Source organism: Helicobacter sp. 13S00482-2, assembly GCF_002272795.1.
Taxonomy (GTDB): Bacteria; Campylobacterota; Campylobacteria; order Campylobacterales; family Helicobacteraceae; genus Helicobacter_J.
In genome coordinates, this window is record NZ_MLAT01000011.1 from 22,754 (window position 1) to 45,907 (window position 23,154).

The following is a 23,154-nucleotide window of genomic DNA, read 5'->3' on the forward strand; positions in this document are numbered from 1 at the left end:
GTAAGCAGTAAAAAATTAAGGATTTAAATGCCCAGAAGGAGGGTGGAGTAAATTTTTTTGCTACAATGATAAGTAATAAAAATACACACTCTCATTGAATTACTCCTTGAAGTTTTATTAAGTCTATCTTTTTTTGTTAAACGAGCTAAAAATTCTCTTGAGTTGCATTCTAAGAATCAAAAGCAACCAACGAAAAATCCCATAAATAACATATAAAGACATCAATAAAGTCAATGTTTCAATGAATGCCCTATTGTAGTTTGCAAATACAACTGCCAAAAAAATCAATAAAATCACAAAAGTTTTTAGATTCCATTTAACCTTCTTAAAACTTGGATAACGAATATTGCTGACCATCAATATCCCTGAAATGAAAGCAACAATAAGAAGAATATATTTGTATTCTACGGAAAAAATATCATATTTAATATCCATCAATATCCACAACACAATCAAAACCGCTGCAGAAGGAATGGGGAGTCCAACAAATGAGTTTGGTTCATTTTCAGAACTTCCAATATTAAACCTCGCTAACCTGATAGCCCCAAAAATCACAAACAAAGCTGACACAACAATCTTATATCCCTCTCCATTGGATATATAACTTTGACCCATATAAAAATACAAAAGCATTGAAGGAGCAACTCCAAAAGCAATTACATCAGCTAAAGAATCAAACTCGACTCCAAACTTGCTCGTTGTATGGGTTATTCTAGCAACTCTTCCATCAAGACCATCTAAAACCATCGAGACCAGAATAAAATAACAAGCCAACTGGAAATCAGAATTCGAAGAAAAAACAATACTCATAACGCCTAAAAAAATACTTCCTGCTGTGAAAAGATTGGGAAGTGCATAGAGTGGATTGATATTCATTTTATGTATCCTATTAAAGTTTGTCCGCCTTTTATTTTATCACCTACATTGACTTTTAAATCTAAAAATTTTGCAGGAAAGAAAAGTTTGAGTTCGCCCAGTTTCATAAAACCCATCCTATCATTACTTATAAAAGCGGGTTTGTTGTAAAACTTAGCTGAAGAAAAAATTTGAGGGTAAAGCTCGATTTTAAAGTCATATTTCCCTGTAGAAAAAAAAGTGATTTGAGTATTGAGATTATTTTTCAATTCATTATCTGAAAATCTTAAAAATAGCCCATTTTTTTTGACTATTTTATATTCCAAAACATCTACAGGGCTCCTAAGTATCCCAACATCAAGCCAATCCACATCAATAGCAACACATATAAAGCCTTCTTTATTAGACACTTGAATGATCTTGCCATCAATAGGGGCTATCAAAATGGGATTGAACTTATCTTCTGCAAGTCTCTCAGGATTTCTAAAACCAAATATCGACAAGATCAAGCATAAAAAAGATAAAAAAATAAAAATATTCCAACCCAGCCATAAAAAAATAACAACAAAAATAGTGATTATAATGATGCCCTTATAACCTTCTTTTGCAATAATCTGGGTATCTGTCATCTTAATTCTCTTCTCTATTGACCAATTTACTTGGAAGATTGTTTTGAATCTCAAAATCTGAAATAATCTCTCTTACTCTGTCTCCATCAATGACTTCTTTTTCAAGTAACTCCTGAGCCATTTTCTCAATAGCTTCCCTATAATCCTCTAATAATTTTTTGACCTGAGCATAACGATCGCTAAGTGTTTTTTTGATAAACTCATCCATATTTTCTGCAGTTTTCTCACTAAACTCACGCACATTTCCCGCACCTGCACCCAAAAAATTATTCCGACGTTTTTCTAAAACCATAAGCCCACTGACATCAGTCATTCCATAATAGCTCACCATGGCCTTTAAGATATCTGTAGCTCTCTCTAGATCATTACTAGCGCCTGTAGAGATTTCTCCTAAAAATACATCCTCAGCAACCCTACCACCAAGCAAAACATCAATTTCTGCAAAAAGTTCATGTTTTTGCTTGAGATATTTATTATCTTCTGGAGTATTCAGAGTATACCCCAATGCTGCCATTCCTCTAGGAATGATAGAAACCTTATTCACTCTAGCTGAACCTTCTGTCATTTCCGAAACAACAGCATGTCCACTTTCATGATAAGCCACAATCTTTTTATCTTTAGGCGAAATACGGCGAGATTTTTTTTCTAAACCTGCAATACCTCTCTCTACTGCCTCTTTGAGGTGCTTTTGACTCACTTGTTTTTCATTGTTTCTTCCTGCTAAAAGTGCGGCTTCATTGATAATGTTGGCCAAATCTGCTCCCGCTAAACCTGCTGTGAGTCTAGCAATCTCTTGCAAATCTACATCTCGACCAATTTTAATGGCTTTAATATGAACTTTCAAAATCTCCACCCTACCATTAAAATCAGGTTCATCGACAAGCACTTGCCTATCAAATCTACCTGGTCTAAGCAACGCAGAATCAAGCACTTCTGGCCTATTTGTGGCTGCCAAGACAATCACCGGTGAATTTTCAGATCCAAATCCATCCATCTCTGCAAGGAGTTGATTTAAGGTTTGTTCACGCTCATCATTCCCGCTCACCATACCTCCAGCAGCACGAGATTTTCCAATTGCATCAATCTCATCGATAAATATAATGCTTGGTGCCTCTTTTTTTGCCATCTCAAACAAATCTCTAACTCTGCTAGCTCCAAGTCCTACAAACATCTCAATAAAGCTACTTCCACTCATTGAAAAAAATGGCACATTTGCCTCTCCAGCAACTGCCTTTGCCAAAAGTGTCTTTCCAGTACCAGGAGGACCCACGAGCAAAACTCCCTTAGGAATCTTCGCTCCTAAAGAGGCGTATCTATCAGGATATTTTAAAAAATCTACTATTTCAACAACCTCTTCTTTTGCTTCTTGATTTCCTGCCATATCATCAAATCTCACCTTAGGTTTCTCTGCATTTACAAGCTTCTTAGAGCTTCCCATACCAAAGATCCCTCCTCCCATATTTTTTTGCATTCGATTTGCCATAAACATCCACAAACCCAAGATAATAAATATAGGGAGCAACCAACTAAACAGATCTGTAAAAAAATTTGACTCACTAAAACCACTATAGTCAATTTTTTGTTGCTCTAGTAATGGCACAAGTGATGGATCTTGAACCTTCTTGGCGATATAAGTGATTTTTTGATTGTTTGAATTAACTCCAATAGCTTTGATGATGGTTTGACCGATACTCACAGAAGTAACTTGTTTATTTTTTATGATATCTTTAAGTTCAGAATAATCTATTTTTTTTGTTGTGTTTACCCCAAAACGATCACTCAAATCACCTTCTTGTGGATTCATAATTTTAAATGCAATCAAAGCAATCACCACAAAAATAATCAACATCAAGATAGGGTTTTGCGTAAATGGTTTTTTATTGTTGGGGTTGTTTGGATTTTGATTGTTTTTTTGTGACATTTTTTCCTCGTTTTTTGATTTTAGTCTTAATTATATTATTTTTGTGTAAGTTTTATGCTTATCCAGCCATCTTTCTCAAAAATATCTAGCAACCTAAACTCACTAAATTTATTCAATATTTTCTCTTTATATTCTTTTAAAATCCCTGATAAAATCAAAATAGAATGCGGTTTTAGGGATTTTATAAAATCTTGATGGAGTATTAAGATAACATCAGCAATAATATTAGCAACAATGACATCATAAGTCTTTTTAGATTTTTCTATGGAGCCCTGCCAAATATTATCAGGTTTAAGATGATTAAGAGTAAAATTTTTTGAACTTTCAGAAATTGCAAACTCATCAGTATCGCACAAATCAACTTTTGCACCGAGTTTTTTTGCTGCTATAGATAAAATACCGCTTCCACATCCTACATCAAGAAATTCTTTCCCTTCTAAAGTCATTTCTGAGAGCATTAAAAGGCACATAGAAGTGCTGCAATGATGACCTGAACCAAATGCTAGAGCTGGATCAATCAGAATATCGATAGCATCCTCAACGCTTGTATGCCAACTAGGTCTAATATAGAATTTCCCTTGTCTTATAGGGATGACACTTCTTTGATACTCAGTAATCCAATCTTGGTTTTTGCAAAGTTTTGTTTTGTATGCAAAGCCTACAGTCCTACCTAGATTCTTGCTCAGATAAGAACAAAAATCACTCAATAACCCGATCAGATCTACACTAGGATCGCTTAAAGAATATACAATCAAAGCAACTTGAGGATTTTCAAGGGTCTTTATATTAAAATAAGTAAGCTCATCAATGGTTTTGAATATTTCTTGTGAAATATCCCGCTCCTCTATCGCTTCCCCAGTTTTTTCAATAATAAAATCTGCAAAAACGTCTGCACAATCACCTGGGATAATGACCGTTTCAAAATAATATTCCTGCATCAATGTCTTTTATTCATTCACACCTAAAACAACTTCTAGCTTTTCTTTTAACACTTGAGGAGTGAAGGGCTTGACAATATAATTATTAACCCCCGCCTTCAGAGCGGTAATAACCTCAGCCTTACCTCCCTCTGTGGTAACCATAATTATCGGAATCTCTCCATATCGAGGATCAGCTCGAACTTTCTTTACAAGCTCAAGTCCATTCATTTCTGGCATATTCCAATCGGTGATTAAGACTTTTACGTCTTCTGTTGTGTCTAGCACCTGCCAAGCTTCTAGGCCATTTTCACCCTCTAGGATATCTTCATAGCCTAATCGCTGAAGAGTGTTTTTTATAATTCTTCTCATTGTGGAACTGTCATCTACTACCAACAACTTCAATTTCTACTCCTTGAAAGTAAATCCGTGACCTGTATAGAATACTCAAAATTATGTTAGCAAAATCTCACTCTTGAAATGATAACACAATTTAAGATCATTTAACATTAATAACTATCTAATATAAATAGAGAAGAAAAAATCTTGGATAATTAAATACGAAAGTTCTTTAAGATCTCACTCAAGTCAATTTTTCCCTCATAATAAGCCTTACCGACGATAACTCCCCCTTTAATTTTATGTTCTTGAAATTTTTCACTCAGCTCATATATGTCTTTTTCGCTCTTAACTCCCCCACTTGCAATACAAAAACACTCACTAGCTTTGGCTAACTTCAAAGTTAAATCAACATTAATCCCACTAAAGGTTCCATCCCTATTAATGTCCGTACAAATGATAGCTTGTATATCAGATTCTTTAAACTCTTTTGCAAAATCTAATGCTTCAATTTGTGCACTTTTTACCCATCCCTCAAGTGCAACTTTCCCATCTTTTGAATCAATGCCTACAGCAATATTATATTTACTAGCCATTTCCTTAGCAAAAAATGGATTTTTAAGTGCAATAGAGCCCAATATCAATCTATCAATTCCCATGTTTGTATATCTTAATATCGTTTGTTCATCTCGTACTCCTCCACCTAGCTGGATTTTCAACCTAGAACTTTTACGAATTGTTTCTATCACTTCAAGATTTTTAGGTTCTCCACCAAATGCACCATCAAGATCAACTATATGAAGCCATCTTGCCCCCATATCTTCAAATTTCTTGGCAAATTCAGATGCATCTCCATATACCTTTGCACTTTTAATTTCGCCTTTATATAGACGAACTGCTTTACCTTCTTTCAAATCAATTGCTGGAAATATATCTATCATCACTTGCTCTTTTTAGAATTTTTAGAGCCTATATTCTATCACAAGAGAAAAACTACCTCATAGATATCTTTAACTTAGAGATGAATTTAGTTCAATCTAGTTTAATCCTATACTTGTGGTAGAATTCCCTAAGAAATTTTTTATAATCGGAAACCAATGAAGAAATTGCTAGATTTTTTTGAATATCTCAAACGCTACCATATTGATGTTCTTGACACAATAAGCATTATGCTAGAGCTGTTCATTTTAAAAATCCAAGACCCTAAAGCAATCCATTCCCTCATATCCAAAGAAGCAAAAAAAGAACAGATCTATGAGCAATTTTGTGATCTGATTCAGACTCTTATCAAGCATTCATTTTACGTCAAAATCAACCCAAATGCAAATATTTTAAAAATACTCAAAACAATTGATCAAATACCCATAAATAACCAAATTATTGAACAATTTTTGCACACCATCACACAAAAAAAAACTTCCAATAAGCTTTATTATTATTCTACTCCATTGGAGATAAATCAGCTACTCATATCCTTACTGGAAATAAAACCTAATGATGAGATCTATAATCCTTGTTATGGAATTGGAAGTGTATTTTTAGGTCTTGGAAACACAGCCCATAATATTAAACTTTATGGAGAAGAGCTTGATGAGAGACTTTCAAATATAGCTCACTTAGTTGCACAAGTGGCAAAAATACAAAATGTCAAACTTTGCGTGAATGACATACTCAAACAACCCATTTTTAAAACAAAAGACGGATTTGAACATTTTGATAAAGTCCTTTGTAATCCTCCGTTATATGCTCATATGGGGATAGAATATCTTAAAGAAGATGAACGTTTTGGGAAAATGGGAATCTTGGTTAAGAACTATCCTGAACTAGTGTTTCTCACTCACGCCCTTTCTCATCTGAAAAAACGTGGTGTATTTATTATCCGCAATCAAACTTTACAAAAATCATCCCTAGAAGAAAAACTTCGCGAACGTCTGTGTAAAGAAAAAATGATAGAAGCCATCATTGAATTACCAAAAAATATTTTTCCTCATCAAAATCACGAGTTTTCTGTTTTGGTGATTTCTCCAGGGAATGAAAATATACTACACATCAATGCAAACAATGAGCATTTTTATCAAAAAGATGGAAAATACAATCGACTTATCAATATTGATGAAATTTCAAATATTTTCTGTAAAAAACTCTGTACCCCTTACTCCACACTAACAGCACTTGATAAAATTCAAATTCACGATCTAAGAGCACAAACCTATCTCAATAAAAACAATACAAGTGGAGATATTCACACTTTAAAATCCCTAGAAATAGAAATTTTTAGAGGTCAAAGGGCTTATGGTAGCCCAAAAGATAAAAAAATTCAATTCTATGATGTGGGAATTGCAGATTTTAAACCTTATGGATTCACGCAAGATTTCGAAAATAAAAAAGAATATGGGGATATCGCAAAAATACAAAAATACGCACTCAAATCATATGATATTTTACTTTCTTTAAGAGGTATTTCTCCTAAAATTACTATTTTAGGAGAAATCAACTCTCTTTGCGTGGCAAATGCTGGAATCATTACTTTAAGGGCAAAAAATAAAGAAATAGCTATAGGACTTTATTGTTATTTTTTCTCATCACAAGGAGAGAAATCGCTCAAAAAAATTTATGAACAAAGTGGTGAAAATACCGTGAATATAGATAATTTACACCATCTAAGTATTCCTAAAAATTACAACAAAGATTACAAAATGATTTTCTCAAAAATAGAAGAAGTAAGCAAGGAGTTAGAAATTATTAGCAAAAAAATAAACCTACTCAAAGGAAATAAATGAAATCTCAAATCAAGATAATAGAAAGCAAAATTGTTAATGTTGAATATGGCGAAAATGTTTGCGTGATGACTCCCTCTAACCTCTATGGATGCAAACTTGGAAATAATGTATTCATAGGTCCTTTTGTAGAAATTCAAAAAGATGTGTTCATTGGCGATAACACTAAAATTCAAAGTCATAGCTTTATTTGTTCACTTGTAAGTATTGGTTCAAACTGCTTTGTCGCACACGGAGTGATGTTTATCAATGACCTTTTTGAAGAGGGTTATCCTGCTTTAACTCCTTCTAATTGGAAAAAAACTAGTATTGGAGATAATGTATCTATTGGTTCAAATGCAACTATTTTGCCTGTGAATATTTGCAATAATGTAGTTGTTGGAGCAGGGAGCGTGGTGAGTAAGGATATAGCAGAACCAGGAGTTTATGCAGGCAATCCTGCAAAAAAAATACGTGCTCTAAAAAAATAAAGAAACTATATGAAAGTAGCCATTATCGGGTATGGGTATTGGGGTATCAATATCGCCAAAAGTGTTTTTAAAAATCCAAATTTTGAACTTAAGACAATTTTTGACGAAGATCAATCGCGAATCAAAGAAGCAGAAAAAATCTATCATTTAACCCCTTATGATAGTTATGAGTCTATTTTGAAAGATGACACCATAGAAGCGATATTTATTATCACTCCGCCTCATACGCATTATGCTTTAGGAAAAGCTGCGTTATGTGCAAACAAACATACCTTTATAGAAAAACCATTAACAACAAATATTCAAGAAGCTTATGAGCTTTATGAAATTGCTCAAAACAACAATTGTGCCTTGCATTGCGACCATACTTTTTTATACTCTCCTGCAGTAAAATGGCTAAAACAAAATATCCATACATTTGGAGAAATAGTTTATATTAATTCCCGTAGAATCAATCTAGGACTTTTTCAAAGTAGCTTGGACGTAATTTGGGATTTGGCAATACACGATCTATCCATTATAGACACCCTTGTGGGATTAAAAATCAAAAAATCAAAAACATTTAGCAAAAAATATCAGAACTATCCTCATGATGCAATTGCAAATATCAATTTAGAACTTCAAAGTGGTCTCATAGCTACTATCAATGTCTCTTGGCTCTCGCCTATCAAAGTCAGAGAAATGATTATTGGAGGGGACAAGAAAACAGCCATCTATGATGATACAAAAAGAGACAAAATCACTCTTTTTGATAGCGGGGTCATCATTAAAGACAAGTTTGATAAAAATAGTCTTTATCAGAAAATGATTGAATATAAACTAGGAGAGGAAGAAATTCCTGTATTGGAAAATTTTATGGCACTAGATAATTCCATCGCCTCATTTTTCTCCTCAATTTCTGAAAAATCTTGCTATCAAAACCAAAAAGAGCATGTCTTAAGAGTGATTCAAGCCTTAGAGATCATCTCAAAATCGTAGTATTACCTATGTGGGATATCCAATTTCCTGAGAATTTTTCTAAAATCATTCAAAGAGTTTTGATTATTTTTGAGTTCCAAAAACTCTACTCCCAATGATTTGAGCTGGTTTTTATTTTGATCACTTAAGGTATCTGCTACAAAAATATCCGTATCTCTGGCAATAACTGCATCTGCAGATTCTGGGTTGCCTTTTCCCATTAATTTAACTTCTACCCTATATTCTTTGCTTTTAGAGGTGTCATAAAGTTTGAAATCCACTTCCCTATCAAAATCCAACTCTCCATTTTTCTTAAAAATATCAGCATTGATAGCATCCTTGCTAACTCCACTCAAATGACATAATTGTAACATTAATGGTTTTTTCAACTCTTTTACCAATGCTACTCCAAGCACCTCCACGCAATGCAATCTTTTTGGTTGCCATCGCATTAATCACCAATAAACTCTCCATTAAATTCAATTCAACAAAAATGTCTTTGTAACCTATTTTTATTGAGATTCCAATATTTTGATCCATATCGCTTTCTAATTAGCTTAATAAGTTTTCTAGATAATCAATATTTGTATTTGCAACATTTAACATTATCTCTTTTTTTGCACTTCCATAAATATTTCCTATTGTTTTTTATTCATACCTGCAAAAATTACTGCTTCATCAGAGTTAATAGAATCACTATTGATAAAGTGATTTTTATAACAACTCAGATCTATACTCTTATCATTGAGCTTGGTATCTAATATCTTCTTGAAAAAATCCAATGCAAAATCCAAAAATTCCAAATTAATGGCATTCACAACTTCTTTTCTATAATCATCTCCCCTAATAAGTTTTCAACCGTATTCCTGAGAACTATTTCACTAAATCTCATTAAAACCACTCCTTTTTAAGTTTTGGACATAATCTTTATTTTGCTCACACAATAATGGTATTCTATGCATACTCTTGGCAACCTTACCAAAGGTTCCACTTCCTGCAAAAGGATCGCATACAACATCCCCTACAAAAGAATAATATTTCAGTACTCTTTCACATAGCTCTTCAGGGAAAACTGCTGGATGGTTTTTGCTAGATTTTGGAGAGACATACCAACAATTTGTTGTGTCTATTTCATCATCGTTTTTAAGATTCTTGTTATAAGAATTGATATTTTTATCTAGTAAAAAATGAGTATTTTTACGATAAACCATCACGCTCTCTGTGATGCAATTAGGTTTATAACCAAGTGGTCTTTTAGTCTGCAAATACCCTGCAATTCTATTTGGAACAGAATATTCTGGTTTTATCCAAATAATCTGATCAATAAAAATAAAATCCTGACTTAGTTAAAATATTATGAAAATCAAAGTGTATGAGATAACGAATAGATTCAAATTCCCTTCCTGCTCGTTTTGTGATCGCAGGAGAAACATTGATGAGAATAAACCGACCATCTTCTAAGATTCTATGGCACTGTTTTAGAGTCTGTTATATTGACTCAAGATAATCTTCATAGCTTTTATAATCTGAATAAACCCTAGCATTATAATAAGGCGGGGAAGTAAAAATAAACTGCACTTGAGCATCTTCTATTACTTTAAGAGTGATTCTGTTATCTCCAGCCAAAATAGAAGGTTTCGTGATTTGTCTAAAAATTTTTTTAAGTGGTTTTTTTATTTTTTATATTCATAATAATCAAACATTTTTTGCAAAACTTCGTTCTTATAAAACTCCAAAATTTTATCTCTTAGCTGTGCAAAACGAATATCCTCCCTAGATTTATAAAGAGTGGTTCGGAACATTTGATATACAAGCTCCATATAATTCCCATTAAAGGCTTCTTTAGATAAAAAATCATAGACAATATCATTATTTTGTTGCCTCCCTATAGAAGAAACAATCTCTCTTTTGAGTTCAATGTCTAAATCTTCATTAAAAAGTTTGATCAAAAAATCTAAATTAGAATCGTTTTTTCTAGTCCTAGCTTTTTAATACAAGTCATATTTGGAATTTCAAAAAGATTATTTGGTGCCATTTGATTTACCTCTTCTTTTATGTCAGTCTGCATTATATCAAATAGTTTTAGAGACATAATGGAGGGAATATTGTAAAATCTTATCTAGAGAAATCACCGAAGGATTCAAATGAACTATGATTCAATCAAGATAATACCCCAATGGAAAGAATTACTCAAAGACGAATTTGAAAAGCCTTATTTTAATCAAATAAAGACTCATTATACACAGGCAAAAGCCAAAGGAGAAATTATCTATCCTCCTGCAAAATTAACTTTCAATGCTCTCAATCTAACCCCGCCTAAAAAAGTAAAAATCGTTATTTTAGGACAAGATCCCTATCATGGAAGCTTTGTGCACAATGGAATGGAAATACCACAAGCAATGGGATTAAGCTTTTCTGTGCCTAAATGTGTGCCTATTCCGCCTAGTCTTAAAAATATCTACAAAGAACTCAATCTATCAATTGGGGTTTCCATACCTTCTCACGGCGATCTAACACAGTGGTGCGAAAAGGGAGTATTACTTTTAAATGCGATTTTTAGTGTTAAAAAAGCGAATGCAGGTTCTCATGCATATTTTGGTTGGGAAAATTTCAGTGATAGCATTATTAGAGCCATATCAATTCATTGTGACAAAATCATCTTTATGCTATGGGGTAATTACGCTAAAAAGAAAGCTTCCCTTATAGATACAAATAAACATATCATTATCACTGCACCACACCCTAGTCCATTAGCACAAGGATTTGTTGGGAGCGGTGTGTTTCTCAAAGCACAAGAAGCACTAAAAAAACTGGGTAAGGAGCCTATGGACTGGGAAATTAAAGATTAAATTTACCCCTAAGATCTATAGAAATCTATTAATATATGATTCACACTACCACTCTATAATCTAAGATATCTCAAAAAAAAAGGAAATAAGATGAATAAGTTCGTTTCAATGGTTTTGGCAGCAGCATTTTGTGCCTCATTGGCATTTGGAGCTAGTTTTTCTAAAACAAGCAATGATGATTTAATAAAAATGGCAGGAACGGTTGCACCAAAAGATGTGCCTGATTACAGAATAGAGCTTCATAAACGAATGAAAACAATGAAGCAAGATGAAGCAAAGACTTTCCATCAAAAGCTTGAAGCTTCTATGAAGAAAAACACTGAAAAAATGAGTGTAAAAGATATGAGAGCTAGAAGAGAAGCTATCAAAAAGGCTATGGATGAAAAAATCAAAGGCATGACAAAAGAGCAGATCAAAGAAAGTGGTCTAGAACATCCTCATCACAAACACAAAAAAACTCATAAAAAAGATATGGAAGCAAAACCCACTAAAACAGCAAAAACAACTGATACAAAATCTTCAACCACAAAACCCTCACAAAAATAAAACCTTCTCTAGGCACTATGCCTAGGGCTTTGAGCAAATCATAAAAAGAATTGTCTTTTATACACACAAAATTCGCACTAAATTAAAAATAAATCCAAGAGATAAAAAAATATTTGAGGGATATTGAAGTGGTGGCTTGAGGCGGAATCGAACCACCGACACGGAGATTTTCAGTCTCCTGCTCTACCGACTGAGCTATCAAGCCTAACATTGCAAGGGTGCAATTATTACTAAAAACGCTTGAAAATTAACTTAAATTCATTTCTTAAATACATATTTGTATTATATCAAATACTTAAGGTTATTTTTACTTTATAAGGGGGATAATTAGGTGTTTGAATAATCAAATGACAATAAAGGAGAGCTTATGAGGGTAGCATTAACTGTATTTTTATTTTTAGGAATATTAGGAGCACAGAATGCTTTCATCAACAAAACCACTGCTCTAAAAGTAAATGATAAGGTCGTGGGAGAAATAACTACACTCACTCCTGTTCAGGTTATCCAAATACAGGGCAGTAAGGCTAAAATCAAACTCAAAGGCTTTGTGGATGAGAACTATACAAAAATCGTTCAAAGAAGTCCAGAACTCGGAGAAGTTTATGCGATTTTAGACAAAAACAACAGTACTTTTTTGAAAACTATTTCAAAAAAAGAGAATGATTATGGAGATTTATGGCTTGAGGTGGAAGGGGAATTTGAAGTAGATAAATCTATGCTTGATATGAGCAATGAAGCTTTGAATCAAAAGGCAAAAGATATTTATGAGAAAACCTGTTCGCAGTGCCATAGACTTCATAGTCCTGATGATTTCACCGTCAATCAATGGCCAAGTAATATCAGTAGCATGAAAGATATGGTCTCACTTGATAAAGATACAAAAGAACTCATCACTAAATATCTACAGCAGAACGCTAAAGACACAAAAAATCAATAAGGAGAATAATATGAAAAGAAGAGATTTTATCAAAGCAACATCAGTTATCGCAGCTGGAAGTTTGCTAGAGGCAAGCAAGTTTGACGCCGCTACACAAACAATATTTGATTCCAAAAAGATGCTCACAGGGAATCGTTATGGAGTATTTTATGCTAAAACAAGTGGAAATCAAATTGTCAATGTAGAAGCATTTGAAGGTGATAAAAAACCCAATAACCTTATCTATGCAATTCCAGATGTAGTCAATAATGAAAGCCGTGTGGAATATCCAATGGTAAGAAAAAGTTACCTAAAAGCAAAAGGTGCGTCAAGATCCGATCTAAGAGGGCAAGAAGAATTTGTTAGGGTGAGTTGGGAAACAGCACTTGATCTTGCCGCTAAGGCACTGAAAGAGAATTTTGATAAATATGGTGCTGAAAGTATTTATGGGGAATGCTACTGGTGGGGAGGATCAGGCAAAGTTAGTTGGGGACGCACAGTTGCACATAGAATGCTAAAAATACTCGGTGGGTATGTTGAAGAAAGTGGAGATTATTCTACGGGAGCAGGAATGGTGATTATGCCTCATGTAATGGGAAGCAACACAGTTTATGAAAGCCCCACCAAATGGAAAGCAATCTTAAAAGGTGCCAAAAATATAGTTTTTTGGGGAACAGATCCACTTATCACCAATCAAATCGCAGTGAGTTCGCCTACTCACGAAAACTATCCTGTATTTGAGGAGCTCAAAAAAGCTTCTCAAAATAAAAAGCTCAATCTCTATAGTGTTGATGTCAAACAAAATGACACTCAAAGATACTTAAAATCTAGCTTTATTTCAGTGATTCCAAATACCGATACGGCATTGATGATAGGAATGGCACACTATTTATTCAGTTCAGGACTTTATGACAAAGAATTTGTACGTAAATATACGGTTGGTTTTAATAAATTCAGAGATTATTTTTTAGGGAAAGAAGACGGGATAGTAAAAGACATCAATTGGGCGTCAAAAATTTGTGGTGTCAATCCTAAGCAGATTCAATCTCTTGCAGAAAGTTTTGCTAAAGAACCTACAATCATCATTGCTGGTAGAGCTCTTCAAAGACAAGACCACGGGGAACAGTCCTTTTGGATGATTGCGGTTCTAAGTGCAATGCTTGGCCATATTGGCAAACTTGGATGTGGATTTGAGTTCTCTTTGAGTTATTATTCTCAAGGAATGAGTGATAAAATTGCCCCCACACTCAAAGGTATGAGCACGAGTATTCCTGAAAAATATAACCAAAAATTTCCTAAAGGAGGATGGATAAAAGGAAAAAATATCACTATTCCTTCTTCAAGATCTATTGAGGCTCTACAACATCCTGGAAGCATCATTGATCAAGATGGCAAAAAAATAAAACTTCCACATATGAGAGTACTTTATTTTGCCTCAGGTTCTCCTTTGACAAGACATCAAGATGTCAATAATGCTATTGTTGCCCTAAAAAAAGCTGATACCATCATCACAGCTGATCCATACTGGACATCAATGGCAAAGATGTCTGATATTGTTTTACCCGTAGCCACAGAACTTGAAAGAATTGATATTGATCAAACCCTAGCCAATAAGGAATATATCATTGCTAGAAAACCTGTTATTGATCCTATTGGGGAAAGTCGAAGTGATTTTTGGATATGCAAAGAGCTATGCAAAAGATGGGGTTATGAAGAAGTCTTCACAGAAGGCAAAGATGAATTAGCCTGGGCAAAAGAGTTTTATGAAGACGCAAGGAAACAAGCACAAAAGCTTAATGTTTCAATGCCTAAGTTTGAAGAGTTTTGGTCAAAAGGAATCGTGCGTTTTGCAAAAGACAGTCAAGAAACTGAACTTTATACTAGATTGCAAGATTTCATCAAAGATCCTTACAAAAACAAGCTTGGGACACCTTCTGGAAAAATTGAAATTTACTCTCCTGTTGTCGCTAAATTTGAATATGATGATTGTAAGGGTCATCCGACTTGGTTTGAACCCATAGAATGGCTAGGATCACCTAAAGCTAAGCAGTATCCAATCCATATCGTGAGCCCACATTCACGCTACAGACTTCACTCACAAATGAATAACTCTTTTGTCCGCACATTTGCAGAAATAAGTGGTAGAGAACCCATATTGCTACACCCAGAAGATGCGCGTACTAGAGGCATAAAAAGTGGTGATATTGTCCGGCTTTTTAATGATAGAGGAGAAATTCTAGCAGGAGCAATAGTCACATCGCAAGTTAGAAAAAATGTTGGGATTATCTGTGAAGGTGCTTGGTATGATCCTGAAGTTTTTGGCAAAAAAAGCCTCTGTCAACACGGAAATATAAATGTCCTCACTATTGACAAAGGAACATCCAAACTTGCCCAAAGCAACATCGCTCATACCACGCTTGTTCAAATTGAAAAATTTACGGGAAATATTAGAGAAATCAGGGCATTTTCTAAACCAAAAATTTCTCAATCTATATGATAATTGATGATGAGTTCTCTTAAATCTCTGAAATATAAATCATAAAAGATATAATTTTGTGCAATTTAAATTGAAGGGATTATATATGAAATTAATATCTTGGAATGTCAATGGTCTTAGAGCTTGTATGAACAAAGGTTTTATGGATTTTTTTCATCACATAGATGCAGATATTTTTTGTATTCAAGAAGCAAAGATGCAAAAAGATCAGGCTACCTTTGAATTCAAAGGCTATGAAGAATACTGGAATTGTGCAGAAAAAAAAGGGTATTCGGGTGTGGTGGTATTTTCAAAAAATAAACCTCTTTCAGTGAATTATGATATGGGAATAGATCATCACGACAAAGAGGGACGTATCATCACTGCTGAGTATGAAGATTTTTATCTGGTGAATGTATATACTCCAAATTCTAAGCGAGAACTTGAGAGACTTTCTTATCGCATGGAATGGGAGGATGACTTTAGAAAATTTTTAAAAAAACTAGAAGAGAAAAAACCTGTTGTTATTTGTGGGGATCTGAACGTCGCCCATAAAGAAATTGATTTAAAAAATCCAAAAACTAATCGGAGAAATGCAGGTTTTACAGATGAAGAAAGAGGAAAATTTAGTGAATTGTTACAAACAGGCTTTATTGACACTTTCAGATATTTTTATCCAGATTTAGAGGGGGCTTATAGCTGGTGGAGCTATATGGGAAAAGCTAGAGAAAACAATACAGGATGGAGAATTGACTATTTTTTATGTTCAAAAATACTAGAATCTAAACTCAAAAGTGCCAAAATATATCCTGAAGTAATGGGAAGTGATCATTGTCCAGTTGAGCTTGAACTCACTCTGTAGTTGAGATGATACAAGCTCATCTAAATCAACGCAGTCCTTATTTCCCTATTTATCATAAAAAGAATAGTGAAAATCCTAAGGTGTTTTTATGATAAATTTTTGATTCCATTTTTTTCTCCCAAAGGAAGACTTTCAACATAGAGACTCTGACTTGGAAATGCAAAATTCAAGTTATTAGACTCAACAATTTTCATTATCTCAAGCATAATCTCTTCTTTCACCTTTAAAAATTCTGCCCAGGCAACGGTTTTGCTAAAACAATAAATCAAGATATTTATAGAGCTAGGTGCAAATTCATCTATGAATACCATCAACGTATTTTTATATCCCAAATAATCATCAATTGAAACAATATCTTTTTTGAATGCGGCTTGATATTCTATAGCACCACGTTCATCGGTAGATTTAGATATGTAAGGATTGTTAGCAAGCAATTCTCTGATTTGAGCAACACATTTTTCTAATTTTTCACGTGGAGAATCATAAGTAAGACCTATGTTCATTTTTATTCTTCTACCAACTTTTCTACGATTCCAGTTTCTGATCGCCTTATTTGCAAGTTCCGAATTAGGAACAAACAATAAAGCATTATCAAAAGTTCTAACCGTAGTGCGTCTTAGCCCTATTTCTACTACCGTACCCTCAATATCTGCACACACAATCCAATCCCCTTGTGAAAAAGAATTATCAAACAACAACATCACAGATGCAAAAAAATTCGCTAGTAAGTCTTTGACTGCTAGAGCGACCGCAAGTCCTCCTATTCCCAAAGAAGCTACGATTGTAGAAATATTGAATCCTAAATGTTTCAAAATAGCCAAAAGAGCAAATACAACCACAATGAAATAGATAATTTTTAAAATCAAATTAATGACTTCTTTTCTGAATCCATCAGAACTTTTTTGAGCAATGCTTGAAATAAATGCTCCTCCATAACCCTTCAGAAGCGAAATCACAAACCAAGCAAATAAAACAATATATACCACACCAAACCAGACTTGAAGTTTTGGGGACACAATACTGGGGTAATACAAAATATCTAAAGAAATATCAATACTCCAAAAAAGCAAAAACCAGGAAATAGGAGTCGTGATATCATTGCGAATCTTGCTTTGAATTTCTTCATTATGTCTAGTGAATTTCACGAAAAAATCAACCACTTTAAGCACAATTCTTGCAACAATCTTTCTACAAGCAAGCAAAACTAATAATGTCAATAAAGATAAAACAATCTTTGCCAAAATAAAATTATGTGTATTGATTGGAATATAATCATCTATTTTCTGCAAAATCTTTTCCATTCCAATGTTCATTATTTCATTTTTAGGAAGCATATCCTCAGAATGTTTCTGAAAATAGTTCAGTACTTCGACATAAGTTTCAAGCTTGGTTCTGTAGCTATTAAACTGATGTTGAAGATTTTGTTTTTGGCTACTATTAAAATTATCAGGGATCAAAAATTTCACATCTAATCTCTCATCAAAACGCATCAAAGCATCAGAAAGAATGTTTGTAATATCTTCTTTTTGACTAAAAAATCCTAGATTTTTGCGTAATTTTTGGAGCAAATCATACATCTGTTGATCTAAAATCAATGAATCTAATGAGATTTTATTTAAGGCCAATGAATAAGTATCATTCATATGAGTATTTTTTTCAATATCAAGTTTAATTTTTTCTTGCATTTGATTATTTTGAACAATATCTATACCTATCTTTTCTTTAGAGTCATTTATTTTTAAAGTAAGTTCCCTCATCAAAGTTGTCTTTTGTTGATTATATGCTTGAGCTTTCTGAGGATTATTTTTATAGGCATCAAGAGTAGAATTGATATGCTCAATCTGATTGAGCATGACATACAAATCTACAAAATCAGGACCCTCATTTGCCTTTAGAGTATTAGGCAAAAAACCACAACAAAACACAAAAACTAATGCAAGAATAATATTTTTCATTACAGCCCTTTATTTTTTTCTAATGCGTATTGTTTGAAAAGTTCGCCCCTTTGTTTGTAGGAACTAAACTGATCTAAGCTAGATGCGGCAGGTGAAAGCAAGGCAACATCGCCCATTTTTAAAACCTTTTTGATTGTACAAACTGCATTTTTTAAATCAGCACATCTATGGACTTTGACACCATAATTTTTACTCAAGATAAAAAGTTTTTCTTGATTGCTTCCGATTGCAAAAACCTCAACATCAAGAGATCTGATAAGTTCAAAAATTGGACTTTGATCAGTGCCTTTATCATCACCACCTAATATCAAAAAAATCTTCTTATTGCTATAGCGCTTAATCGCTTCTAAAGTTGCATCCACATTTGTTCCCTTGCTGTCATCAACCCATAGACGAGATTTAAAATCTTCAAACTCTTCTATGCGATGTTTTCCAACTTTAAACGTATTCAGTGTTTTTATATCTGTCTCTCCAAATAACAACTTACTAGCATATAATGCCAAAATACTATCAAGCAAAAAAGGTTCTGTAAAATGAATATCTCCGATTTGTATTCCTAGTTCTAAGGCTAAACTTTTAGAATCTTCATATAAGACTATTTTTCCTTTGTAGTTTTTAACCTCTTGGGTTTGAGAAAATTCTTTTGGAATGATTGCAAAACTTTCAGATTCCATCAATTTTAATGGTTTAAGTTTGTCACTTATGTAGGCCTGAAAACTTCCGTGCCAACTGATGTGATCCTCTCTAACTGGCAACAATAAATATAATTTTGGATGTGCTTTTTGAGTGTAATGCATACTAAAAGAACTACTCTCTAATACCCATAAAGTAGCTCTATTTACAAAAAGTTCTGCAAGAGGAACACCAATATTCCCACCACTTTTTGCCCCATGAGAACCAAGTAAAAGAGTGAGCATTTCTGTTGTAGTGGTTTTTCCATTTGTCCCACTAATCCATACAGTTAATGGAGAGAAGTCTTCATCAAATAAAGAATAAAAATAATCATACTCACTGATAATGTTTTTTGCCTTTAAAATCAACTGATGATAAGGCGGGATACCTGGACTTAAGATTTCAAGTTTAGATTTTTGAGATTCAAAAGCACTAGAGGGTAAAAGTAAATTTCCAAAATCATCATAAGATTGACCAGAAAATTTATCGTCAAAAACAACACATTTTTGACCCTGTTTGGCCAAAAACTCAATGATTGGTTTTGTTGTAACTCCATATCCAAAGATTGAAATATCTTTCATGAAGCCTACCTTATCTTGATACTCATCAGTGCGATAATATTACTTAAAATCGCAATCACCCAAAATCTCACAATAATCTTATTTTCTGCCCAACCTTTAGCCTCAAAATGATGATGGATAGGTGCCATTAGAAAAATTCGTTTTTTACGTGTTTTATAGCTTCCTATTTGAAGAATAACTGAAAGTGTTTCTATCACAAAAATAGAACCAATAAGAATAAGCAATACTTCATTGTTTGAAACAATAGCCATATAAGCGATGAATCCCCCTATTCCCAAACTTCCACTATCACCCATAAAAACCTGCGCTGGATGGCAGTTATACCACAGAAAACCAAAAAGCGATCCAATTAAAGCCATCGAAACAATAAATAATTCTCCTGCATCAACAACCCTAGGCCACAAAAGATATCTAGATAACTCTGCATTCCCTGCAATATATACAAACACAGACAAAGACAACAATGCACAAATACTAGGAACAGTAGCAAGTCCATCAAGCCCATCAGTAATATTCACAGCATTAGTAGTGGCTAAAAATACTAAAGTCCAAAACATTATTGCCAAACCTGGATAATCTCCCAAATAAAACAGAGGCTTCTTCATGAATGGTACATACAAGCTTGAATCCAATCCATTGAAACTTAAAGCACTCGAAATTAGAGCTGCAACAATAAAGAGGAGTGTGAATTTCAATCTAGCACTCATCCCACTATTTTTCTTTGCACTGATTTTCATATAATCATCTCTTGCTCCAATCAAACCAAACACAATCAAAACAATCAAACCCAAAATGACATAATTATTATTGAGTTTAACGCTCAAAACTGATGCGATCACGGTGGATAACAAAAACACCATACCACCCATCGTAGGAGTATTCACTTTCCCTTGATGAGCAGGAACAAAGGTAGAGATAGGCTGATTTGCTTTTTTTGCCTTAGCCCAATTGATAAAATAAGGCATCATAAAAGAACACAAAAAAAATGCAAGAAAAAAACTCACTCCAGCTCTAAAGGTTAGGTATTGAAAAACATTGATACCAAAATCTGAGTATAAATAATACAACATAGACATTCCTAATTTTTTGATTTGAAATTATAAATCAGTTTTTAAGATAAAATCTTTAAAACTGATTTATTTTTAGGTTTATAATAAAAACTCTCTGAATATAGTAAAATGTGCCCAACAATAAAATCAAGGAAAAAAATGCTCTCAAAAGACATCGTAACATATTCTAGGATTCGATATGAACTCAGAGCATATATTTGCTATCTTTTTACCCAAAACATCAAAAACTATATGCCTGGAACAACACTAGAGTCCATTATAAGTGCAGTAAAGAAAATCCAAAATGAAATTCACGCATTTGATTGTATTTATATTTTGGACTCTAGGGGTAATCAAGTAGGTAATAATATTTCAAATAATCCAACGATGCATGAAAATGATGGGGGAAATTTTTCTGATAAAGCCTACTATTATGAAGCGATCAAAGAACAAAAATGCATCATCACCAACCCATATCCAACAAGATCTGATGGAAAACTTGTAGTCACTTCTTCTTATCCTGTTTATAATCATCAAAATGAATTACTTTTTATCGTTTGCATTGATATACCCCTTCAGGAAGCAATAAATATCAGTTCGCCAAGTAGATTTTATGATATTTTTTCTAACTTCAGCATACTGATGTACTTTTGTCTCTCCACAATGCTAACTTTAATATCCATCTTGCTCTTTATTAAGGGTATTGCAAGTTTTTGGACAGCGGGTATTCATTTTAGGAGTTTTGACATCAAAGAAGTGTTTGAATCAACTATCTTACTCACTCTTGCCCTTGCAATATTTGATTTAGTAAAGGCTATATTTGAAGAAGAAGTTTTGGGAAAAAATAGTGGGGATAACCACCGAGCCATCCATAAGACAATGATTCGCTTCTTAGGCTCGATTGTTATTGCTTTGGCAATTGAAGCACTGATGTTGGTATTTAAATTTACCATCAGCGAACCTGATAAAATTATTTATGCTGTCTATCTCATTGGAGCGGTTTCAATGCTTTTATTAGGTCTATCTGTGTATGTTAAATTCGCTTATGGAGCGATGGATAAAGATGAAAGAAGAGGCTAATGTTTCTTCTTTGATTTTGCAACCGCCTGATGACAAGCTGAGATAATAGCCCCTCTCACTGCTCTATCTTCCAACACGCAAAGTCCTTCTATTGTTGTTCCACCTGGACTCGTAATAGAAGAAATGATTTCATCGGGGGTTTGTTCAAGTAAAAGATGAGCAAAGCCCTCAAAAGTTGCACGCACTAAAGCTAAAGCATCATCTCTTCTGATGCCCTCTCTCACTCCCGCATCTATTAGAGCTTGTGCAATAAGTGCCAAGAATGCCGGAGAGCTTCCGCCTGTGGCTATAGAAGCATCTACCAAAGCTTCAGAATCTACAAACACAACCTTTCCAAAACTTGATAAAATCTCACTAGCTTCTTCTTTGATATTTCCTTCAATACAGACCGCCGTTGAAGATTTTTGGTATCTAGCCCCAACATTAGGCATCACTTTTGCATAATTATCTGAACGAATATGTTCTTTAAGCATTACAATATCCACTCCAGCCATCACGCTGTAAACTGAGCTTGCATTTCCCTTATATTGAAAATTCCCTAAAGCATAAGGCTTAACACATAATATAACAATCTTTTTATTCACATCAATCACAGAACTTTCAAGACAAGTACTAGCAATATCTTCAAGATGATTGTCTTTAATGAAAGCTTGAGCTTTTTTTAGATCCCTACCAGCAATTTCAAGTTTATATTTATTTCTTAAATCACTATGAGAAATACCATAAGCAATCGCCTTTGCCATACTTCCATAACCCACAAAAAGTAAAGTCTTACTCACTATGAACTCCTTAAAATTATCTTGGTTTCATCATAAACCAGATCTCTCAACAAGAAAATAACCAAAAAATAAAAACAATTAAAGACTCTAAGGTAGAAAAATAAAGTATAGTAAAACCAGGAAAAGACTATTTCTCTTCTGGCTGATAGTAATTGGAAATAGATTCTGCTAGTCCATATTGAGGATATTTTAGACTATCTAATACAACTTGACCCATCGTATGATTGTCAAAATTAAAAACAACAGGAGCTAAAAAATTAATAGTGGAATTTTGGATAGGAGTCTGAATAACCATTATATTTGCTGTGAATACATTTTTACTATTATCAAGATCAAGTAAAAGCTTCAATGCAATAGGCACATCAAATTCGTATTCTCTCAACACAAAAGGATTAATAAGAGTAAAAACAGGCACCTCATCATCTGCATTACTCAAACGGATGAAAATATCATCTATCTTTTCTAATTTCATTTTTGTGACTTTTTCAAATCCCAAAATTGGCGATTTTACATCAAAAACCATT

The 23,154-nt window shown here is 33.6% G+C and carries 20 protein-coding genes, 1 tRNA gene and 2 pseudogenes; 9 read left to right on the plus strand and 14 right to left on the minus strand.

From position 1 onward, the window contains the following. Nucleotides 1-123: 123 nt before the first annotated feature. The 6 genes from pssA to hisA all read right to left on the minus strand — a co-directional run bounded on the left by pssA (nt 124) and on the right by hisA (nt 5,599). The gene (pssA, locus tag BKH42_RS06165; protein WP_095295753.1) at nt 124-876 is read right to left on the minus strand and encodes a CDP-diacylglycerol--serine O-phosphatidyltransferase; all 753 of its coding nucleotides are present in this window, start codon (nt 874-876) and stop codon (nt 124-126) included. After that, nucleotides 873-1,484 (minus strand): phosphatidylserine decarboxylase, encoded by a 612-nt coding sequence (locus tag BKH42_RS06170; RefSeq protein ID WP_095295754.1) that lies wholly within the window; start codon nt 1,482-1,484, stop codon nt 873-875. Before BKH42_RS06170 ends, pssA begins: the two co-directional genes overlap by 4 nt. 1 nt (nt 1,485) lies before the next feature. Next, nucleotides 1,486-3,405: an ATP-dependent zinc metalloprotease FtsH gene (gene ftsH, locus BKH42_RS06175; RefSeq protein WP_095295755.1), complete on the minus strand. Its 1,920-nt coding sequence runs from the start codon at nt 3,403-3,405 to the stop codon at nt 1,486-1,488. A gap of 35 nt (nt 3,406-3,440) precedes the next feature. After that, nucleotides 3,441-4,343 (minus strand): 50S ribosomal protein L11 methyltransferase, encoded by a 903-nt coding sequence (locus BKH42_RS06180; protein ID WP_095295756.1) that lies wholly within the window; start codon nt 4,341-4,343, stop codon nt 3,441-3,443. 9 nt (nt 4,344-4,352) lie between these two features. Beyond that, a complete protein-coding gene (locus BKH42_RS06185) occupies nt 4,353-4,727 on the minus strand; it encodes a chemotaxis response regulator CheY (RefSeq protein WP_095295757.1) in 375 nt (124 codons plus the stop codon). A gap of 149 nt (nt 4,728-4,876) precedes the next feature. Then, nucleotides 4,877-5,599, minus strand: coding sequence for a 1-(5-phosphoribosyl)-5-[(5-phosphoribosylamino)methylideneamino]imidazole-4-carboxamide isomerase (hisA, locus tag BKH42_RS06190; protein ID WP_095295780.1), 723 nt, complete (start codon nt 5,597-5,599; stop codon nt 4,877-4,879). Nucleotides 5,600-5,758: 159 nt separating this feature from the next. On the opposite strand from hisA, the gene BKH42_RS06195 reads away from it, so the two are divergent. From BKH42_RS06195 to BKH42_RS06205, 3 genes are read left to right on the plus strand one after another with little or no spacing between them, the layout of a single operon-like run. Next, nucleotides 5,759-7,441: an N-6 DNA methylase gene (locus BKH42_RS06195; RefSeq protein WP_095295758.1), complete on the plus strand. Its 1,683-nt coding sequence runs from the start codon at nt 5,759-5,761 to the stop codon at nt 7,439-7,441. Further along, on the plus strand, nt 7,438-7,908 hold the full coding sequence (locus tag BKH42_RS06200; RefSeq protein WP_095295759.1) for an acyltransferase: 471 nt from the start codon (nt 7,438-7,440) through the stop codon (nt 7,906-7,908). Before BKH42_RS06195 ends, BKH42_RS06200 begins: the two co-directional genes overlap by 4 nt. A gap of 9 nt (nt 7,909-7,917) precedes the next feature. Further along, the gene (locus tag BKH42_RS06205) at nt 7,918-8,886 is read left to right on the plus strand and encodes a Gfo/Idh/MocA family oxidoreductase (RefSeq protein ID WP_095295760.1); all 969 of its coding nucleotides are present in this window, start codon (nt 7,918-7,920) and stop codon (nt 8,884-8,886) included. 2 nt (nt 8,887-8,888) lie between these two features. On the opposite strand, the pseudogene BKH42_RS06210 reads toward BKH42_RS06205, so the two are convergent. Both BKH42_RS06210 and BKH42_RS09865 read right to left on the minus strand, forming a co-directional pair. Continuing rightward, nucleotides 8,889-9,757, minus strand: a pseudogene (locus tag BKH42_RS06210) (CfrBI family restriction endonuclease). Continuing rightward, a pseudogene (locus BKH42_RS09865) lies at nt 9,747-10,867 on the minus strand (site-specific DNA-methyltransferase). The pseudogenes BKH42_RS06210 and BKH42_RS09865 overlap by 11 nt, the downstream one beginning before the upstream one ends. A gap of 142 nt (nt 10,868-11,009) precedes the next feature. Between BKH42_RS09865 and ung the strand changes: the two are divergent. Both ung and BKH42_RS06225 read left to right on the plus strand, forming a co-directional pair. Continuing rightward, the gene (gene ung, locus BKH42_RS06220) at nt 11,010-11,714 is read left to right on the plus strand and encodes a uracil-DNA glycosylase (RefSeq protein WP_095295761.1); all 705 of its coding nucleotides are present in this window, start codon (nt 11,010-11,012) and stop codon (nt 11,712-11,714) included. Between the two features lie 90 nt (nt 11,715-11,804). Further along, the gene (locus BKH42_RS06225) at nt 11,805-12,260 is read left to right on the plus strand and encodes a DUF1104 domain-containing protein (protein WP_095295762.1); all 456 of its coding nucleotides are present in this window, start codon (nt 11,805-11,807) and stop codon (nt 12,258-12,260) included. Nucleotides 12,261-12,389: 129 nt separating this feature from the next. Here BKH42_RS06225 and BKH42_RS06230 read toward each other — a convergent pair. After that, nucleotides 12,390-12,465 (minus strand) — tRNA-Phe (locus BKH42_RS06230). Between the two features lie 162 nt (nt 12,466-12,627). Here BKH42_RS06230 and BKH42_RS06235 point away from each other — a divergent pair. From BKH42_RS06235 to BKH42_RS06245, 3 genes are all read left to right on the plus strand, one after another. Then, nucleotides 12,628-13,197: a hypothetical protein gene (locus BKH42_RS06235; RefSeq protein WP_095295763.1), complete on the plus strand. Its 570-nt coding sequence runs from the start codon at nt 12,628-12,630 to the stop codon at nt 13,195-13,197. 10 nt (nt 13,198-13,207) lie between these two features. Then, nucleotides 13,208-15,673 carry a molybdopterin-dependent oxidoreductase gene (locus tag BKH42_RS06240; RefSeq protein WP_095295764.1) on the plus strand — a complete coding sequence of 822 codons (2,466 nt, stop codon included), beginning with the start codon at nt 13,208-13,210 and terminating at the stop codon, nt 15,671-15,673. Nucleotides 15,674-15,758: 85 nt separating this feature from the next. Next, nucleotides 15,759-16,514, plus strand: a complete 756-nt coding sequence (locus BKH42_RS06245) for an exodeoxyribonuclease III (protein WP_095295765.1) — start codon at nt 15,759-15,761, stop codon at nt 16,512-16,514. A gap of 86 nt (nt 16,515-16,600) precedes the next feature. Here the strand turns inward: BKH42_RS06245 and BKH42_RS06250 are convergent, their stop codons facing one another. From BKH42_RS06250 to mraY, 3 genes are read right to left on the minus strand one after another with little or no spacing between them, the layout of a single operon-like run. Next, a complete protein-coding gene (locus tag BKH42_RS06250; protein ID WP_095295766.1) occupies nt 16,601-18,469 on the minus strand; it encodes a mechanosensitive ion channel family protein in 1,869 nt (622 codons plus the stop codon). Beyond that, on the minus strand, nt 18,469-19,722 hold the full coding sequence (murD, locus tag BKH42_RS06255; protein ID WP_095295767.1) for a UDP-N-acetylmuramoyl-L-alanine--D-glutamate ligase: 1,254 nt from the start codon (nt 19,720-19,722) through the stop codon (nt 18,469-18,471). The genes BKH42_RS06250 and murD overlap by 1 nt, the downstream gene beginning before the upstream one ends. Nucleotides 19,723-19,727: 5 nt before the next feature. Then, entirely contained in the window at nt 19,728-20,792 is a 1,065-nt protein-coding gene (mraY, locus tag BKH42_RS06260; protein ID WP_095295768.1) for a phospho-N-acetylmuramoyl-pentapeptide-transferase, read from the minus strand. A 138-nt stretch (nt 20,793-20,930) separates the two neighbouring features. Between mraY and BKH42_RS06265 the strand changes: the two genes are divergently transcribed. Next, complete coding sequence (locus BKH42_RS06265) at nt 20,931-21,851, plus strand: PDC sensor domain-containing protein (protein WP_095295769.1); 921 nt, start codon at nt 20,931-20,933, stop codon at nt 21,849-21,851. Here BKH42_RS06265 and proC read toward each other — a convergent pair. Together proC and fliW are read right to left on the minus strand one after the other, a co-directional pair. Next, nucleotides 21,848-22,630, minus strand: a complete 783-nt coding sequence (proC, locus tag BKH42_RS06270) for a pyrroline-5-carboxylate reductase (protein WP_095295770.1) — start codon at nt 22,628-22,630, stop codon at nt 21,848-21,850. The two genes, BKH42_RS06265 and proC, sit on opposite strands and share 4 nt — an antisense overlap. 127 nt (nt 22,631-22,757) lie before the next feature. Next, nucleotides 22,758-23,153 carry a flagellar assembly protein FliW gene (gene fliW, locus BKH42_RS06275; protein WP_095295771.1) on the minus strand — a complete coding sequence of 132 codons (396 nt, stop codon included), beginning with the start codon at nt 23,151-23,153 and terminating at the stop codon, nt 22,758-22,760. Nucleotide 23,154: the final 1 nt, after the last annotated feature.

What these genes read in the sequence shown, in the direction of transcription:
- pssA (WP_095295753.1), bottom strand. Translation starts at nt 876, where the DNA reads ATGAATATCAATCCACTCTATGCACTTCCCAATCTTTTCACAGCAGGA.
- BKH42_RS06170 (WP_095295754.1), bottom strand. Translation starts at nt 1,484, where the DNA reads ATGACAGATACCCAGATTATTGCAAAAGAAGGTTATAAGGGCATCATT.
- ftsH (WP_095295755.1), bottom strand. Translation starts at nt 3,405, where the DNA reads ATGTCACAAAAAAACAATCAAAATCCAAACAACCCCAACAATAAAAAA.
- BKH42_RS06180 (WP_095295756.1), bottom strand. Translation starts at nt 4,343, where the DNA reads ATGCAGGAATATTATTTTGAAACGGTCATTATCCCAGGTGATTGTGCA.
- BKH42_RS06195 (WP_095295758.1), top strand. Translation starts at nt 5,759, where the DNA reads ATGAAGAAATTGCTAGATTTTTTTGAATATCTCAAACGCTACCATATT.
- BKH42_RS06200 (WP_095295759.1), top strand. Translation starts at nt 7,438, where the DNA reads ATGAAATCTCAAATCAAGATAATAGAAAGCAAAATTGTTAATGTTGAA.
- BKH42_RS06205 (WP_095295760.1), top strand. Translation starts at nt 7,918, where the DNA reads ATGAAAGTAGCCATTATCGGGTATGGGTATTGGGGTATCAATATCGCC.
- ung (WP_095295761.1), top strand. Translation starts at nt 11,010, where the DNA reads ATGAACTATGATTCAATCAAGATAATACCCCAATGGAAAGAATTACTC.
- BKH42_RS06225 (WP_095295762.1), top strand. Translation starts at nt 11,805, where the DNA reads ATGAATAAGTTCGTTTCAATGGTTTTGGCAGCAGCATTTTGTGCCTCA.
- BKH42_RS06235 (WP_095295763.1), top strand. Translation starts at nt 12,628, where the DNA reads ATGAGGGTAGCATTAACTGTATTTTTATTTTTAGGAATATTAGGAGCA.
- BKH42_RS06240 (WP_095295764.1), top strand. Translation starts at nt 13,208, where the DNA reads ATGAAAAGAAGAGATTTTATCAAAGCAACATCAGTTATCGCAGCTGGA.
- BKH42_RS06245 (WP_095295765.1), top strand. Translation starts at nt 15,759, where the DNA reads ATGAAATTAATATCTTGGAATGTCAATGGTCTTAGAGCTTGTATGAAC.
- BKH42_RS06250 (WP_095295766.1), bottom strand. Translation starts at nt 18,469, where the DNA reads ATGAAAAATATTATTCTTGCATTAGTTTTTGTGTTTTGTTGTGGTTTT.
- murD (WP_095295767.1), bottom strand. Translation starts at nt 19,722, where the DNA reads ATGAAAGATATTTCAATCTTTGGATATGGAGTTACAACAAAACCAATC.
- mraY (WP_095295768.1), bottom strand. Translation starts at nt 20,792, where the DNA reads ATGTTGTATTATTTATACTCAGATTTTGGTATCAATGTTTTTCAATAC.
- BKH42_RS06265 (WP_095295769.1), top strand. Translation starts at nt 20,931, where the DNA reads ATGCTCTCAAAAGACATCGTAACATATTCTAGGATTCGATATGAACTC.
- fliW (WP_095295771.1), bottom strand. Translation starts at nt 23,153, where the DNA reads ATGGTTTTTGATGTAAAATCGCCAATTTTGGGATTTGAAAAAGTCACA.